This window comes from Agrobacterium rubi TR3 = NBRC 13261, from assembly GCF_000739935.1.
Lineage (GTDB): Bacteria > Pseudomonadota > Alphaproteobacteria > Rhizobiales > Rhizobiaceae > Agrobacterium > Agrobacterium rubi.
This window is the reverse complement of the sequence record NZ_BBJU01000019.1, coordinates 13913-28883: the sequence shown is the minus strand read 5'-3', so window position 1 is coordinate 28883 and position 14971 is coordinate 13913. Positions and strand designations below refer to the sequence as shown.

The window sequence follows — 14971 nt, the reverse complement described above, 5'->3', positions numbered from 1 at the left end:
GCTTCACTTTGCGCGAAAGAGTGACTAGAGTTGTGCAGATCGCCGAGAGGATTATGCACAATGCTAAGCGAAAAAGATCGGGCACTGTTATCGCTGCTGGGGGACAATGCGCGCATGCCGGTGGCGGAACTGGCGCGGAAGCTCGGCCTTTCCCGCACCACGGTGCAGGCGCGTATCGAGCGGCTGGAAGCGGATGGTGTGATATCCGGTTACGGCATCAAACTGTCCGACGCCTATCTGTCCGGGCTGGTGCGGGCGCATGTGCTGATTACGATTGCGCCCAAGGCACTGGCGGGCGTGACGGCTGCGCTTGCCGCGATCAAGGAGGTGACGACGCTGCATTCCGTCAGCGGTGCTTTCGACCTGATCGCCATTTTGACCGCACCTTCGATTGCCGATCTGGACCGGTTGATCGATGGTATCGGGGCGCTGGATGGGGTGGAGCGGACGCTGTCTTCGGTGATTTTGTCGACGCGGATTTCGCGGTGAGGTGGGCGGGCCTAACGTCAGGCCCGCTTAAGCTCTTCGACTTCTTCCGGATGCTTTTCCAGCATGCGGAAGAGATTGATGACGGCAGGAGTGGGTGTCACCTTGCCGGTTTCATAGCGCGAAAAGGCATTGTGCCCACCGCCTGTGAGCTTCGATGCTTCCGCCTGATTGATGCCAAGTTTTTTGCGGATGCGGCGCAACTCGTCGCCCGTGGTTCGGCGCGCTTCCAGCACGAGTGAATCACTTGCCGTGGCGTAGCGTTCAGCGCTTTGCGCATCATATTCGATTTCGCCACAGGTAGGGCACCGAACGCCAGAAAGGCCATCGACTTCGACCGCCAATCCACGGTGTTCGATGCGGTGGGTTTCGTTTGAAAAGGCGCTCATTCTTGCGCCAGAATCGCAGCACATGCAGATATCGCTCATGACTCCAACTCCTTGAATTGTATAACCAATGCTCCGTTGTCTCGAAGCGTCAGCTTGATATAGGCTCTGCCGCCGGGGGTGTCCGCACGATAGACATCCTGCCAGACGGTATTGTCGTTATGGGTTGTCATCGACTTGTAGAGGCACTTCGCATTGAGCCCACAAATGACGTCGATCATTTCAGCAACCGTCAGGTCCATCCGCCGCCCGCCATCAATTGCGGTTTTTGTGAAGACAGCTGCTCGCCGCTGTTTTACGATGGCGATAATGGTTTTTAGATCGTAGTGAGCGAGCCGTTTTTCCATGCTTCATATTACCCTTTAAGGGTAATTCCGCAAGATGGCATATTTGCGGCTTTTCCCACGTCACACCGGATCCGTACTGCCCCGCTTCGCCTTGAAAAACATCTTCAGCCGCTGAATGTCTGGCGCGCTCCAACCCTGTGGTTGGGTCACTTCCAGCCAGGCATCGATGTAGTGTTCGGGGGCGTAGACGTGGCCGTAGCCCATGGGGGCGGTGGTGGCGGCGGCGACGTCTAGGAGCAGTTGTAGTTCGGTGACGACGGGGAACCAGCGGAAGGAGGTGGAGACGTCGCGACCGCGGGGTTGCTTCATCCATTCCGGGCGGCGGTAGAGGGCGGCGGTCTCGAAGAAGGTGATGGGGTCGCTGGCATATTGTAGATAGACGATGCGCATCGGCCCCCAGGGCTTATCCGGCATATGGGCGTTGGTGTACTGGTCCGCAAAGCGGATGACCGAGGAATCGCGGAATTTTGGCAGCCAATAGGGTGAGCCGGAGGCGCGGCCTGATGTGGCCATGCGCCATGTGGGGCTGGAGAAGGGTGGGCCGCTCCACAGTGCGCCCTGGAAGGGGTCTGCCAGCACATCGTAGAGATCGGACGATTTCTGGCTGTTCAGCGCACCGAGGCTGAGGCCGTGGAGGTAGAGCTTGGGGCGGGTGTCCTTGGGCAGCGTCGTCCAGTAGCCATAGATGGCTTCGAACAGGGCGCGGGCGGTTTCCACGCCATAATCCGGCTCAGTCAGAAGCGCGATCCAGCTGGAGAGGTAGGAATATTGCACGGCGACGGTGGCGACATCGCCATTGTGTAAATATTCAAGCGTATCAATGGCTTCCGGGTCGATCCAGCCGGTGCCGGTGGGGGCGATGACGACAAGGGTATCACGCTCGAAACCGCCGGTGCGTTTGAGTTCTTCGAGCGCCAGTTTGGCGCGCTCTGCCGGTGTTGCTCCGGCATTCAGTCCGGCGTAAACGCGGATGGGCTCCATCGCCGGGCGGTTGGTGAAGGCAGAGATTTCGGCGCTGTGGGTGCCGGTGGCGATGAATTCACGGCCTCGACGTCCCAGCGATTCCCACGACATGAGCGAGGCGGAACTGCCGGTTTTCATGGGGTCGGAGGGGCGCGGCACATCCGGTTCGATGAGGCTATCCACCTGTTTCAGCGATGAGTCCATGAACCGCAGGCCGACATCCACCACCAGCCCGTTGAGCAGGAGCACAGCGATGACGGCGGCGGCGGCAATGCCGACGACATTGGCCAGCGGGCGCGGCAAAAACCGGCGGCTGCGCAGGGCAAACAGCCGCCGCACGATCTGAAACAGGCGCCCGAAACCGATGAGCAGGGCGGACACGCCAACGGCGATGGCACCGGTTTTGATGCGGTGGGCGCTGTCCAGCGGGTCGAGTTCCATCAACACACGGATGGAGTTTTGCCACGTGGCCGCCTGCCACAGAAACCCGACCGCCGCGATGATGGCGGCCAGCGACACGACGAAGAGAATGCCGCGTTTATCATGCCGGGAGGGCTGCGGCAGGCCGAGATAAATGGCGATATCCTTCAGGAAAACGCCGATGAGATAACCGATGGCAAAGGAAAACCCGCACAACACGCCCTGCATGATGAAGGTGCGGGGAAGCAGCGACGGCGTGAGCGAGACGCAGAGCAACACCGTACCGACGACAATGCCTGTGCTCGACAACGGCATGACCAAACGACTGATCCATCTCAAGATTTTGCTTCCTTCCCCGTATCCACTGCTTGAGTGTAATATGCCGGTTAAGGGGTTGGAAGAATAAATTTTGGATGTAATAGGAAAATAATCCTTGACGGCGTTACGGTCGTTTGGTAGTGTTTGGGTATAGTCGGAAAAGTGTGGGTGGTGGGGGTGGCGGTTTCTGCTGCTGGACCTTTGGCTGCGGCTTACCCCCCTCTGTCCTGCCGGACATCTCCCCCACAAGGAGGGAGATTGGCAAGACGCAACCCCTCCGCTTTTCCCGCAACGTTAGAGATGGGCGAGAGCTAGCCACGAGTCGATCTCCCCACCTGTGGGGGAGATGCCGGCAGGCAGAGGGGGGGGGGGGCGTCTTGCGCCGACTTTTGATGTCCTCACCAGTAGGCAGACCATGACATCCAAAATCGATACCGACCTCTCGCTTTACCGCGCGTGGCCGCACAGCCGCGTCTATGCCCCGCTCATAACGCTCGAAACCAAATCTCTACCGCCTGAAACCGCAACCGGTACCATTCACGGGCCGGATGGGTTGTGGGGCTTGCTGAACGAGATGACCGCTGAAATGCGCGAGCAGTTTCGGTTCTTTCGCGGTCTGCGCGAAGGGGCAGGCGCTGCGCTGGAGGGCGTGGCGGATGAGGCGGCGGGCAAGGTGGCGCGGGCCGATGTGAAGGCCGCGAACGATGCCGTTTCGCTGATCGTGCGGACGCTGGAAAAAATAGACACGCTGCAACGGCAACTGGCCCGCGATCGCGAGGCGGCGGCTGAAACTGCGGCGGGAGCGCAAGATTATGAAGAGGCCGTCGCATTCTTCCAAAGGCGCATCGACGAACTCGTCCGGCAAAAAGTGCGGGCAAGGCTTGTCGCCGCCGGTGTTTCGCCGGACGAAGACGCGGTTCAAGCCTGAAAATGAGGCGGGCCGGGCGGCGGTGCCTGTCATCGGCTCCACCGTTCCTGACATTCGCAGGCAGGAGATTGCGCAAGGCATGGCAGCGCCGCTGGCAGAGAAATATCAACGGCAGCACGTTGCCCGTTTCAACCGCGACTGGCGCTTCGTGGGCAATGCCCCGCAGCAACAGCCGGATGGCGACTGGCGCAACTGGCTGCTGATCGGCGGGCGTGGTTCCGGCAAGACGCGGGCCGGGGCCGAATGGGTGCATCTGGTTGCCTCCATGGGCGACCGCTCCGATCTGCGCATTGCGCTGGTGGCGGAAACGCTGGGCGATGCGCGTGAGGTGATGATCGACGGCGTCTCCGGCATCTGCCGGGTGGCGCGGTTCAGGAGACCGGATTTCGAGGCATCGCGCCGCAGGCTGGTCTGGCCGAACGGCGCGATGGCGCAAATCTTCTCCTCCGAAGACCCAGAAAGCCTGCGTGGGCCGCAGTTTCATTTTGCCTGGTCTGACGAGCTGGCGAAATGGCGTTATGCGCAGGAAACCTGGGACATGCTGCAATTCGGTCTGCGCCTTGGTGACAATCCGCGTCAGCTGATCACCACCACGCCAAGGCCGATACCGCTGTTGAAGACGCTAATGGCCGACCCGGCAAGCCGTGTGGTGCGAATACGCACTCACGACAATGCCGACAATCTCTCGCCCGGCTTCATCGACACTATGCTGAAACGCTATGGCGGCACGCGGCTGGGGCGGCAGGAGCTGGATGGCGAGTTGATTGCACAGCGCGATGATGCGCTGTGGAAGCGCGCCGATCTGGAAGCGATTTTTGATAACAGGCCGGATGCTCTGGCGCGGATCGTGGTGGCGGTGGACCCGCCAGCGGGAAGCGGCGAGGGCTCCTGCTGCGGCATCTTGGTGGCGGGCATCGGCATCGACGGGCGGTTCTGGGTTCTGGCGGATTGTTCCGCCGAGGGCGCGACACCTGCGGGCTGGGCGCGGGCGGTGGTTGCCGCCTTCCGCCGCTTCGAGGCCGACCGGGTGGTAGCGGAAGTCAACCAGGGTGGCGAGATGGTGAGCGCCATGCTGAAAAGCATCGACGCCAACCTGCCCATCACCATGGTGCGGGCCAGCCGGGGCAAGTTCACCCGTGCCGAGCCGGTGGCCGCACTGTATGAGCAGGGCCGCGTGCGGCATGCGGACAGGTTCGAGAAGCTGGAAGACCAGATGGCGGATTTCGGGCCGAATGGGCTTTCCTCGGGCAAGTCACCGGACAGGCTGGATGCGCTGGTCTGGGCGCTGACGGCACTGGCGATGGAGACGATGGCAGAACCGCGGGTGCGGGGGATGTGAGGGAAGATGACATCGTCTTCCGTCATGCCGGGCTTGACCCGGTATCCAGTGCGATCAAGTCCTTGATCGCGGAAGAGTCTTTTCGCCGCGTCGACACGCGGCGGCTGGACCCCGCAGCAAGTGCAGGGTGACGGAGTTTTGGGTTAGCGCTTCAGCAGAAACGCAAAACGCCCGCGAAGGCCAATAAGGCGCATCACGGGCGGTTTTGAATTCCAGCAGGCGGCAGGATGTGCCCCTTCCAATTACTTCTTCGGGGCCTGCGAAGGTTTTGTCTGTGCGCTGACTTCGCGCATCTGACGCCATTCGTTTTCGAGACGGTCGTAGGTCGTCTGAGGGATCGTCGCGGTCATGGCATTCCTCCTTCGGGTTGGCGCTGTTCATTGCGCGGTGTGAAACAGAGTAGGGGCCCAGAGGTTCCGCAATTCAAGGTAAAGTTTACCCTTAAAACGGTTCGCATGAAATAAAATCGATTAGGATTTTTCTAAATCGATTTAGGTACGGAAAGTTGCATATTAAAATCTGGGGTTTAGGCCACCATGATTCTGAGAGGTGATGATGCTGTTGGACAGACAACGTTTTTTCACGATGATTCGGGGTGCTCCCTTTCCGGGCCGATTGAGTGCCGCGCAGGTTACCGGCACGGAATTGGTGCTCGACGAATTCGAGGCAAGAGCGCCGGATGGCGACCTTCGCCACGTGGCTTATATGCTGGCGACCGCGTTTCATGAAACGGCGGCGACCATGCAGCCGGTGCGCGAAACGCTTGCCGCCAGCGACGAGGCGGCGATCCGTATTCTGGACCGGGCCTATGCGGCAGGAAGGCTGGGGCAGGTGCGCACGCCTTATTGGCGACGCGACGCGGACGGCAAAAGCTGGCTGGGGCGCGGGCTGGTGCAGCTGACACACCGGCGCAATTACGAGGCGATGTCTGCGGTGACTGGCATTGATCTTGTCGAGCGGCCTGAACGGGCAATGGAGCCGCAGGTTTCCGCCGCCATTCTGGTGGAGGGCATGCTGCGCGGCAGTTTTACCGGCAGGCGGCTTTCGCAATATTTCGATGCCCAGCGTGCCGACTGGGAAGGTGCCAGAGCCATCGTCAACGGCAATGACCGGGCGGCATTGATCGCCGGTTATGGCCGGACCTTTTACGCGGCCTTGACGGCAAGCCTGATTGAACAGCCAGCGGTGGGATGATAGCGATTTCCACCCCGAGATTTTGCATGACAGGTGCCGCCATGATCCGCCACATCGTTTTCTTCACCGTACCGGAAGCCAACCGCGACGCGGTGCGCAAGGGCCTCTCCGGCCTGACCGCGATCTCCCACGCTTCGAAGCTGGAAATCGGCGAGAACGTGAAGAAGGACCAGTGGGGCAATTCGGTAGACTTCATCGTCTACGGCGAATTCGAGAACGAGGCTGCGCTGGCGGCCTATAAGGCCGACCCGGCCTATGAGCTTTCGACCAATACGGTGAAGCCGCTCAGGGATACGCGGGTGGCTGCGGATTTTGATAGTGACCGGGCGGTGAAAGCGCCGATCAAGTAAGTCAGCTTTCTGGCCCTCCATCTTAGCCACCTGCAGGGTGGCTTTTTTGTTGTCTTTCAAAGGAAATAGCCATGCGATTTTTTGGTCATCTGCCGTGGCGGCGCCCGGTGGAGCACGAACCTGTGCGCGAAGAAAAGGCGGCGGGCGGTTTTCTGGTGCTGTCTGGCGAGGCGGGGCGGGCGCATTGGTCGGGGCGGGGGTATGGCGCGCTGTCTCGCGAAGGTTTCATGCGCAACCCGGTGGCGCATCGGGCGGCGCGGATGGTGGCGGAGGCTGCGGCATCCGTCAGCTGGTTGCTGTATGAGGGTGACGACGAGATTGGTGAGCACGCGCTGTTGCGGCTGCTGGCGCGTCCCAACGGGCAAATGAGCGGGCCGGATTTCTTCGAGGCGCTCTACGGGCATCTGCTGCTGTCCGGCAATGGCTATATCGAGCCGCTGATGGTTGGCGAGCGGTTGCGGGAGCTGCATTTGCTGCGGCCCGACCGGGTCGGCATTATCGAGGGCGCGGATGGCTGGGTGGCGGCATTCGATTATCGCGCCGAGGGGCGTGCGGCCCGGCGCATTGCGGCGGATCGAGATGGGTTGGGGCTGCTGCATCTGAAACTGTTCAACCCTCTGGACGACCATAACGGATTTTCACCGCTGGCGGCGGCGGGTGCGGCGCTGGATCTGCACAATGCCGCCAGCATCTGGAACAAGCGGTTGCTGGACAACTCAGCTCGCCCCTCCGGCGCGCTGGTCTATCAGCCCAAGGAAGGCGGCAATCTTTCTGCTGACCAATACGAACGGCTGAAACGGGAGCTCGAGGAGGGCTATGCAGGTGCCGTGAATGCCGGACGTCCGCTGCTGCTGGAGGGCGGGCTGGACTGGAAGAGCATGGGGCTTTCGCCGAGGGATATGGATTTCATGGAGGCCAAGAATGGCGCGGCGCGGGACATCGCGCTGGCGCTCGGCGTGCCGCCCATGCTGCTGGGTATTCCCGGTGATAATACCTACGCGAATTACCAGGAGGCGAACCGGGCGTTCTATCGGCTGACGGTGCTGCCGCTGATCAACCGTACGGCGGCGAGTTTATCGGCGTGGCTTTCGCCGCTGTTTGAGGGCGCGTTGCGGCTGGAGCCGGATCTGGATCGGATCGCGGGCTTGGCTGGCGAGCGGGATGCGTTGTGGGCAAGGGTGGGGGCTGCGATGTTTCTGAGCGATGAGGAGAAGCGGGAGGCGGTGGGGTATTAGTGGGCTGTTGCTTCATATTGAGCGGTGGTGGGTGGGGTTTACCCCCCTCTGTCCTGCCGGACATCTCCCCCTCAGGTGGGGAGATCGACTCGTGGCGACCTCTCGCACATCTTGAAGGCTGCGGAGTGATGGGGATCATGCGCCCAGCCGATCTCCCTCCTTGTGGGGGAGATGTCCGGCAGGACAGAGGGGGTGAGCCACGAGCACGAGGTTATCGAATTTCTCTCGCTTTCGCGACGTCCAACCGTTGAACCGCTTTCTCAACAACCGGAATCCGTTTGTGAAGGTGTTCCTTCAACCGATTCCAATGACTCAAGAAATGCGCACAAAGCCGTCGTGCGGGTGCAGGGCGTCCGTCGTGCAACTCGTCCTACTCTAACCCGGAATGGTTACTCATGTCTGAATTTGCAAACGAGGGTAGCATCTGGGCTGCCCGTTTTACCGGGGCCGTGGCGGGGGCCGGTGTTTCGCTGATCTATCTGTTGCCGCAGACGCACCGCGAGGCGGCGAGCCGGTTTTTGACCGGGCTTGCCTGCGGTATGATTTTCGGCGGGCCGGTGGGGCTTTGGATCGTCCAGCGGATGGGTATCTCCGGTGGGCTTTCGAGCCAGGAGGTGATGCTGACCGGCTCGGCCGCTGCCAGCCTCTGTGCGTGGTGGGGGTTGGGCGTGATGGTGCGCGTGGCCGAGCGGTATGCGGCGCGGCCCAAACCCTGATCTGATCCGTCAAGGCACATTTCCTCAAAATCCCAGGAGAATTTCATGCACGTTTATCGCGGGCCGCGGCCTGCTACGCGCAAATTTGCCAGTCTGGAACTGCGCGGTATCGCTTTCGACGGGTCGTTTTCCGGTTATGCCAGCGTGTTTGGCGAGGTGGATCTGGGGCGTGATGTGATTGAGCGGGGCGCGTTTCGGCGCTCGCTCGAGGAGCGCGGCGCTTCCGGAATTCGCATGCTTTATCAGCACGACCCCGCACAACCCATCGGCGCATGGCGGACCATTCGTGAGGATGAGCGCGGGCTTTACGTCGAGGGGGTGCTGGCGCCTGACGTGGCGCGGGCGAAGGAGGTGCATTCGTTGATGAAGACGGGTGCGCTGGACGGGCTTTCCATTGGTTTCCAGACCGTGCGGGCGGGCAAGGCATCCCGTGGTGGTGTGCGGCGTATTCTGGAGGCCGATCTCTGGGAAATCTCCGTCGTGACCTTTCCCATGCTGCCATCTGCGCGGGTTTCCAACGTCAAGCAGGCGAGGTTCTTTCGCGACCGGGAGACGGAACTGGTGCGAACGATGCGCCTGGCGGCGAAGAGTTTGGCGGGTGGGGTGTTTCGGCGGTGAGAGGGCTTTTGAGGCTCGCGCCTCCCCTCCGTCATACCGACCTTGAGCCGGTATCCAGTCCGGCGCGTCTGCGGCGGGAAAGACTCTTTTGCGTCGCAGACGCGACGCTGCTGGGCCCCGGATCAGGTCCGGGGTGACGGAGAACAAGAGCAGTCTCCCCGCCAAAAAATCAACAACAATCAACAGAGGAAAACCACATGACGGAACAGACTTCCATTCACACCGTGGCACCGCAGATCAAGGCCGTGCCGGATACGATGACGGCGGCGTTTGATGATTTTATGGAGGCATTCGAGGCCTTCAGGGAGACCAATGACGAGCGGTTGGGGGATATCGAGCGCAAGATGGGCGCAGATGTGCTGACCCGCGAAAAGCTTGATCGCATCGACAAGGCGCTGGACGACAATAAAAAGGCGATGGACGAGCTTTCGCTGAAGAAGGCGCGGCCTGCGCTGGGGCGCAGGGGTGCGGCCAACGCGGAAACGGAGGAGCACAAGGCGGCGTTCGAGGCCTATATTAGCCGGGGTGACGAGGGCGCGCTGCGCGATCTGGAGGCCAAGGCGTTTTCTGGCAGTGCCGGCGCGGATGGCGGGTATCTGCTGCCCAACGAGACAGACAGCGATATCGGCAGGCGCATGGCGGTGGTGTCTCCGATGCGCGCACTTTCCACCGTGCGGCAGGTTTCCGGCTCCGTACTGAAAAAACCGTTTGCGCCGAGCGGCATGGCCACCGGCTGGGTTTCCGAGACTGCGGCGCGACCGCAGACCAACACGCCGCAGCTTTCCGAACTGACCTTTCCGACCATGGAGCTTTACGCCATGCCGGCGGCCACGCAAGGTTTGCTGGACGATGCGGCTGTCGATATCGAGGCGTGGATTGCATCTGAAGTGGATGTGGCTTTTGCCGAGCAGGAGGGCACGGCCTTCATTTCCGGCGATGGCGTGAACAAGCCGAAGGGTCTGCTGGCCTATGACACGGTGGCGAATTCGGCCTGGGAGTGGGGCAAGATCGGCTATGTGGCGACGGGGGCTGCCGGTGCGTTTGCCTCTTCCGGGCCACTGGATGTGCTGATCGACACGGTCTATTCGCTCAAAGCCGGGCATCGACAGAATGGCAGCTTCCTGATGAACCGCAAGACGCAGTCGACCTTGCGCCGGGCGAAGGACAACACAGGCAACTATCTGTGGCAGCCGCCTGCTTCTGCCGGGCAAGCGGCGCTGTTGATGGGCTTTCCGGTGGCCGAGGCCGAGGACATGCCGGATGTGGCGGCGGGCAGCACCGCGATTGCGTTTGGTGATTTCCGCGCGGGGTATCTAGTGGTGGACCGCACGGGCATTCGCATTCTGCGCGACCCTTATTCGGCCAAGCCGTATGTGCTGTTTTATACGACCAAGCGTGTTGGCGGTGGAGTGCAGAACTTTGAGGCGGTGAAGCTGGTGAAGTTTGCGGCGAGTTGAGAACTCGGTTCTTCATCTTGATGTCGTCATGCCGGAGGTTTCCGGCATGACGGAAGACGAACAAAAGCGTCATTGCTTGTGGCACACCCCCCTCTGTCCTGCCGGACATCTCCCCCACAAGGAGGGAGATCGGCCAGACGCGTGATCCCCACTCTATCCACAGCCTTTGAGATGGGCGAGAGGTCTCAACGGGTCGATCTCCCCACCTGTGGGGGAGATGTCCGGCAGGACAGAGGGGGGTGAGCCACGGGCGCTGACAGAAAATAGTTGTTGCTGCAACACCCCAATTCCCCGGAGACACCATGACCTATGCCACACTGACCCCGCCGCTGGCGGAGGCGTTGACGCTTGCCGATGTGAAGGCGCATTTGCGGCTGGATGGCGCGGATGAGGATGCGCTGCTGGCAGCGCTGATCACCACCGCGCGCGAGCATCTGGAACGCCATAGGGGCCTGTGCCTGATGCGCCAGAGCTTTCGGCTGTATCTCGACGACTGGCCTGACAACGGCGTGATTCAGATTGCCAAGGGACCGGTGCAAGCCATCGAAACGATTCTGGTTTTCGATGATGCGGGCGACCCGACCGATATCACCGACACGGACAAGCTGCTGGACGGGCAGGCGCGACCGGCGCGGCTGTGGCTGCGTCAGCCGCCTGCGCCCGGGCAGCCGCTGAACGGCATCGAGATCGATTTTACCGCAGGCTTTGGCGAAAGCGGCGCGGATGTGCCCGATACGCTGAAGCGGGCGATGTTGATCCATATTGCCCATATGTTTGCGTTTCGCGGCGCGGTTTCGCCTGCCGACCAGCCCGCAGGTGTGCCAGCGGGTTACGAGCGGCTGATTGCACCGTTTCGCCGTGTGGGGTTGTGAGCGATGAACCTGACCTTTCTCGATCCCGGCCAACTGACGGCGCGGCTGGAGCTGGAGGCACCGGAAGAGGTGTCGGATGGGCAGGGTGGTGTGACGGCGGGTTGGCGTCCGCTACGCTCGCTCTGGGCGGCTATCGAGCCGGTTTCGCAAGGGGCTTACGAGCGCGCCTCTGCCGATGGCGTGGCGATCACGCATCGCATCTGGGCCGGGTTTCGAACTGATGTTGTGGCCGGCATGCGGCTGCGCAAAGGCGCGCGGGTCTTTGCGGTGAAATCGGTCATCGACCCCGATGAGACGGGTCGCTTTATCGTGTGCCGCTGCGAGGAGGAAAGCCGATGAGGGCAGCCAATGCGCTGTTGCAGGCGGTTCATACGCGTCTTGTCGGCGATGCCGAACTGTTGGGCATGGTGGGGAGCGGCGGCATTATCGACCGGCTGCTGCCAAGGCCGGTTTTGCCTTGCGTGGCCTATGGCGAAATGGACAGCCGCGATTATTCCACCGCTTCGGAACGCGGCGAAGAGCATTTCCTGACCATCGAAGTGTGGAGCGAGGAGGGCGGGCGAAAGCTGGCGCAGGACATCGCTGTGCGCATTCTGGCCCTGCTCGACGACGCGCCGCTGGTGCTGGGCGGGGGCATTGCGCTGGTGAGCTTGTTTTACCGCAACAGCCGATCTGTGCGGCAGGCGAAGACGAAGCAATTTTTGACGGAAATACGGTTTCGGGCGGTGACGGAGTAGGGCGCGGGTGGCTGCGGCGGTTATCTCTCCCCTTGTGGGAGAGAAAGCGATTTCAACATCTTAGCCAGAGGCTAAGTGTTAGAAATCGCAAGTGAGGGGTTTTTCTCGGCGCAAGCGGCGGACCCCTCACCTAAAAAATCTACGACTTAGCTGATGCTAAGATCGTGATTTTCTGTCCTCTCCCACAGGGGGAGAGGTAACCCGCCGCGCCGTCTCACATCTCATTTTTAGTATGTGAAAGGACAGACCATGGTGGCGCAGAAGGGGAAAGACCTGCTGCTGAAGATCGATAATGGCGGGGCATTCGTGACCGTTGCCGGGCTGCGCACGAAGCGGTTGGCGTTTAACGCCGAAAGCGTTGACGTGACGGATGCGGAAAGCGCCGGGCGCTGGCGGGAATTGCTGGCGGGGGCTGGTATCCAGCGGGCCGGACTGACGGCATCGGGTATCTTCAAGGACCAGCAAAGTGACGCGCTGGTGCGCGGGCAGTTTTTTGCCGGTGCCATTCCCGGCTGGCAGATCGTGATCCCGGATTTCGGCATAGTTACAGGACTGTTTCAAATTACCGCGCTGGAATATTCCGGGCGGCATGATGGCGAGGTGCAGTTCGAGATCGCGCTGGAATCGGCGGGTGCCATTACGTTTGGAGCCTTGTGATGGGGGCTGCGAATTTCGGGCGGGCGAACCGCAGGCGCGGCGAGGTGGAGGCGGTGCTGGATGGCGAGCGGCGCATTCTGTGCCTGACGCTGGGTGCTCTCGCCGAACTGGAAACCGCCTTTGCCGCCGATGACCTTACGGGTTTGGCCAGCCGCTTTGCCAGCGGGCGGATGAAGGCGGCAGACATGATCCGCGTCATCGGCGCTGGGCTTCGCGGCGCGGGCAACGTGTTTTCGGATGATGATGTGGCGGCGATGAGCATCGAGAATGGAATTGCCGGCTATGCGACGATCGTGGGAGACCTCCTGACCGCGGCTTTCGCTGGAACCGGCACCGGAGGGGAGGCACCCGCTTCCCCCTGAGAGCCGCAGCGGGCGCACATGCCTCGCAGGACGCAAGGCCCTTTCCCTGGGGGCAGGTGATCCATGCGGGCCTGAGCCTGCTGCGGCTTTCTCCAACGGTTTTCTGGGCGCTGACGCCGGTAGAGTTTTTTGCCATGACAGGCGGGATGAGGCCGCAGCGTGGCGGGTTGGATCGTGGTGGGCTGGAGGGATTGATGCGGGCTTTTCCGGATGGGTGATCAGGGCTTGGCCGCTTTTTTCGGGCGGCCACCTTTTGCGCCGTTGGCGCGGCTGGCGGCAGCTTTGGTGGGCGATCGGCTCTTTCCGCCACGGCTTTGTGCCTCCATGAAGGCCCTGCTACCGAATATGCCGCTCATTAGGCCGGTGACGGTATAATCGACATCGAGGCTTTCCCAATGAAGGCCGGTTTCGCCCAATAACTCGACCTCAGCAAGTTGGGCCGCTGTTGCCAGTTCCAACCCCTCCACCGCGTGGGCCGGAAACATGAAGGATGCACCATTGGTGAAATCCACAATGACCCGTTCCGAAGCGGAATCGAAGCGAACCGCGTTCGGGACCGGACGCTCCGCCCGCTCGTCACTCCAGCGCTTTTTTGCCTGTGCAAGATCCTGATCGCTGATCTCAACCATGATATTTCCTCCAGGTCTCGAGAAAGAGTTGCTAGTGTTCTTCGATCACGTCTACCGCTCGTCGCACATCCCGGTCTGACATGCCGCCTTGCGTGATAACATTGAGATTGACGATATCAATGCGGCTTTCGCCTTCGCCGTAGACATGGGCGTGAGGTGGCTCGTGATCTGCCGTGTAGATGACGAAACGCATTCCATGCTGGCGAAGAACTCTAACCATTTCATAAATAACCTAACTTCTTGGGTTTTTCAAGCGGCGTGGCAATTGCTGCGTTATTCCAATCCCCTAGCTTCCCAAATTGAATCAGAAAGGCAAGGCCGATGGTTGATGAGACGAGTTTTGCCGACCAGCGTGATGAGGCGCAGGCTTTGGCTGAGGTGATGGACGATCTGGAGCGGCGGTCGCAGCGGTTTGGCTCGGCGCTGACGTCTGCGTTGCAGGCGGCGACCACTGGCGGCAAGGGGCTGGATAGCGTGTTGCAGGGACTTGGGACGCGGCTTTCCAATATTGCGCTGTCTGCCGGATTGAAGCCGCTGGAGAACATGCTGTCATCTGCGGTGAGCAGCCTTACGTTAGGGGCGGGATCGCTGTTTGCCTTTGCCAATGGAGGTGTGCCGGGGCGGGTGACGCCGTTTGCGAATGGCGGGGTGGTATCGAGCCCGACGTTTTTTCCCATGGGTGGTGATATGGGCCTGATGGGCGAGGCGGGGAGCGAGGCGATTTTGCCGCTGAAGCGCGGGGCGGATGGGTCGCTGGGCGTGGCTGCTGCCGGTGGTGGTGGGGGCACGCAGATCGTGTTCAATGTGACGGCGAGCGACGCGGCGAGTTTTCGGCGCAGCGAGGGGCAGATTTCGGCGATGCTGGCGCGGAGCGTGGGGCGTGGGCAGCGGGGTTTGTAGTTTGGCGGCGGCGGGTGTGGCAGACGCTTCTTACGGTTGGCGTTGAGTTTGTGGCTC

At 61.3% G+C, this 14971-nt stretch carries 21 protein-coding genes; 16 read left to right on the top strand and 5 right to left on the bottom strand.

The features are described 5' to 3' along the window. Nucleotides 1-60: 60 nt before the first annotated feature. Entirely contained in the window at nucleotides 61-489 is a 429-nt protein-coding gene (locus RRU01S_RS15380; protein ID WP_045231180.1) for an Lrp/AsnC family transcriptional regulator, read from the top strand. Nucleotides 490-506: 17 nt separating this feature from the next. Here the strand turns inward: RRU01S_RS15380 and RRU01S_RS15375 are convergent, their stop codons facing one another. Genes RRU01S_RS15375 through RRU01S_RS15365 form a run of 3 tightly spaced genes read right to left on the bottom strand, consistent with a single transcriptional unit; the run spans nucleotide 507 to nucleotide 2917 of the window. Then, a complete protein-coding gene (locus RRU01S_RS15375) occupies nucleotides 507-914 on the bottom strand; it encodes a type II toxin-antitoxin system MqsA family antitoxin (protein WP_052816088.1) in 408 nt (135 codons plus the stop codon). Then, entirely contained in the window at nucleotides 911-1219 is a 309-nt protein-coding gene (locus RRU01S_RS15370) for a type II toxin-antitoxin system MqsR family toxin (RefSeq protein ID WP_045231179.1), read from the bottom strand. The genes RRU01S_RS15375 and RRU01S_RS15370 overlap by 4 nt, the downstream gene beginning before the upstream one ends. A gap of 60 nt (nucleotides 1220-1279) precedes the next feature. After that, a complete protein-coding gene (locus RRU01S_RS15365) occupies nucleotides 1280-2917 on the bottom strand; it encodes an alpha/beta hydrolase (protein WP_045231178.1) in 1638 nt (545 codons plus the stop codon). A gap of 418 nt (nucleotides 2918-3335) precedes the next feature. Here RRU01S_RS15365 and RRU01S_RS15360 point away from each other — a divergent pair, with 418 nt between their 5' ends. The 14 genes from RRU01S_RS15360 (at nucleotide 3336) to RRU01S_RS25375 (ending at nucleotide 13603) form a co-directional block, all read left to right on the top strand. Further along, nucleotides 3336-3848: a hypothetical protein gene (locus RRU01S_RS15360; protein WP_045231177.1), complete on the top strand. Its 513-nt coding sequence runs from the start codon at nucleotides 3336-3338 to the stop codon at nucleotides 3846-3848. A 79-nt stretch (nucleotides 3849-3927) separates the two neighbouring features. Then, nucleotides 3928-5187 carry a DNA-packaging protein gene (locus RRU01S_RS15355; protein ID WP_045231273.1) on the top strand — a complete coding sequence of 420 codons (1260 nt, stop codon included), beginning with the start codon at nucleotides 3928-3930 and terminating at the stop codon, nucleotides 5185-5187. Nucleotides 5188-5742: 555 nt separating this feature from the next. Next, entirely contained in the window at nucleotides 5743-6381 is a 639-nt protein-coding gene (locus RRU01S_RS15350; RefSeq protein ID WP_045231272.1) for a chitinase, read from the top strand. A gap of 41 nt (nucleotides 6382-6422) precedes the next feature. Continuing rightward, a complete protein-coding gene (locus RRU01S_RS15345; protein ID WP_045231271.1) occupies nucleotides 6423-6731 on the top strand; it encodes a Dabb family protein in 309 nt (102 codons plus the stop codon). 71 nt (nucleotides 6732-6802) lie between these two features. After that, complete coding sequence (locus RRU01S_RS15340; RefSeq protein ID WP_045231176.1) at nucleotides 6803-7966, top strand: phage portal protein; 1164 nt, start codon at nucleotides 6803-6805, stop codon at nucleotides 7964-7966. 395 nt (nucleotides 7967-8361) lie between these two features. Further along, nucleotides 8362-8682, top strand: a complete 321-nt coding sequence (locus tag RRU01S_RS15335; protein WP_045231175.1) for a DUF6107 family protein — start codon at nucleotides 8362-8364, stop codon at nucleotides 8680-8682. 45 nt (nucleotides 8683-8727) lie between these two features. After that, entirely contained in the window at nucleotides 8728-9300 is a 573-nt protein-coding gene (locus tag RRU01S_RS15330; protein ID WP_045231174.1) for an HK97 family phage prohead protease, read from the top strand. Nucleotides 9301-9497: 197 nt separating this feature from the next. Further along, nucleotides 9498-10757, top strand: coding sequence for a phage major capsid protein (locus RRU01S_RS15325; RefSeq protein ID WP_045231173.1), 1260 nt, complete (start codon nucleotides 9498-9500; stop codon nucleotides 10755-10757). A gap of 302 nt (nucleotides 10758-11059) precedes the next feature. Continuing rightward, nucleotides 11060-11629 (top strand): head-tail connector protein, encoded by a 570-nt coding sequence (locus tag RRU01S_RS15320; RefSeq protein ID WP_045231172.1) that lies wholly within the window; start codon nucleotides 11060-11062, stop codon nucleotides 11627-11629. A 3-nt stretch (nucleotides 11630-11632) separates the two neighbouring features. After that, on the top strand, nucleotides 11633-11968 hold the full coding sequence (locus tag RRU01S_RS15315) for a phage head closure protein (protein WP_045231171.1): 336 nt from the start codon (nucleotides 11633-11635) through the stop codon (nucleotides 11966-11968). Continuing rightward, nucleotides 11965-12366: a DUF3168 domain-containing protein gene (locus RRU01S_RS15310; protein WP_045231170.1), complete on the top strand. Its 402-nt coding sequence runs from the start codon at nucleotides 11965-11967 to the stop codon at nucleotides 12364-12366. The genes RRU01S_RS15315 and RRU01S_RS15310 overlap by 4 nt, the downstream gene beginning before the upstream one ends. A 249-nt stretch (nucleotides 12367-12615) precedes the next feature. Then, on the top strand, nucleotides 12616-13023 hold the full coding sequence (locus tag RRU01S_RS15305; RefSeq protein ID WP_045231169.1) for a phage major tail protein, TP901-1 family: 408 nt from the start codon (nucleotides 12616-12618) through the stop codon (nucleotides 13021-13023). Beyond that, nucleotides 13023-13385, top strand: coding sequence for a gene transfer agent family protein (locus RRU01S_RS15300; RefSeq protein ID WP_045231168.1), 363 nt, complete (start codon nucleotides 13023-13025; stop codon nucleotides 13383-13385). The genes RRU01S_RS15305 and RRU01S_RS15300 overlap by 1 nt, the downstream gene beginning before the upstream one ends. Next, nucleotides 13382-13603 (top strand): rcc01693 family protein, encoded by a 222-nt coding sequence (locus RRU01S_RS25375; RefSeq protein WP_081880093.1) that lies wholly within the window; start codon nucleotides 13382-13384, stop codon nucleotides 13601-13603. Before RRU01S_RS15300 ends, RRU01S_RS25375 begins: the two co-directional genes overlap by 4 nt. On the opposite strand, the gene RRU01S_RS15295 is transcribed toward RRU01S_RS25375, so the two are convergent. After that, nucleotides 13604-14014, bottom strand: a complete 411-nt coding sequence (locus RRU01S_RS15295; protein ID WP_045231167.1) for a DUF2442 domain-containing protein — start codon at nucleotides 14012-14014, stop codon at nucleotides 13604-13606. A gap of 31 nt (nucleotides 14015-14045) precedes the next feature. Beyond that, nucleotides 14046-14234, bottom strand: a complete 189-nt coding sequence (locus RRU01S_RS15290) for a DUF4160 domain-containing protein (RefSeq protein WP_045231166.1) — start codon at nucleotides 14232-14234, stop codon at nucleotides 14046-14048. A 101-nt stretch (nucleotides 14235-14335) separates the two neighbouring features. On the opposite strand from RRU01S_RS15290, the gene RRU01S_RS15285 reads away from it, so the two are divergent. Further along, nucleotides 14336-14914 (top strand): phage tail tape measure protein, encoded by a 579-nt coding sequence (locus tag RRU01S_RS15285; protein ID WP_045231165.1) that lies wholly within the window; start codon nucleotides 14336-14338, stop codon nucleotides 14912-14914. Nucleotides 14915-14971 lie beyond the last annotated feature (57 nt).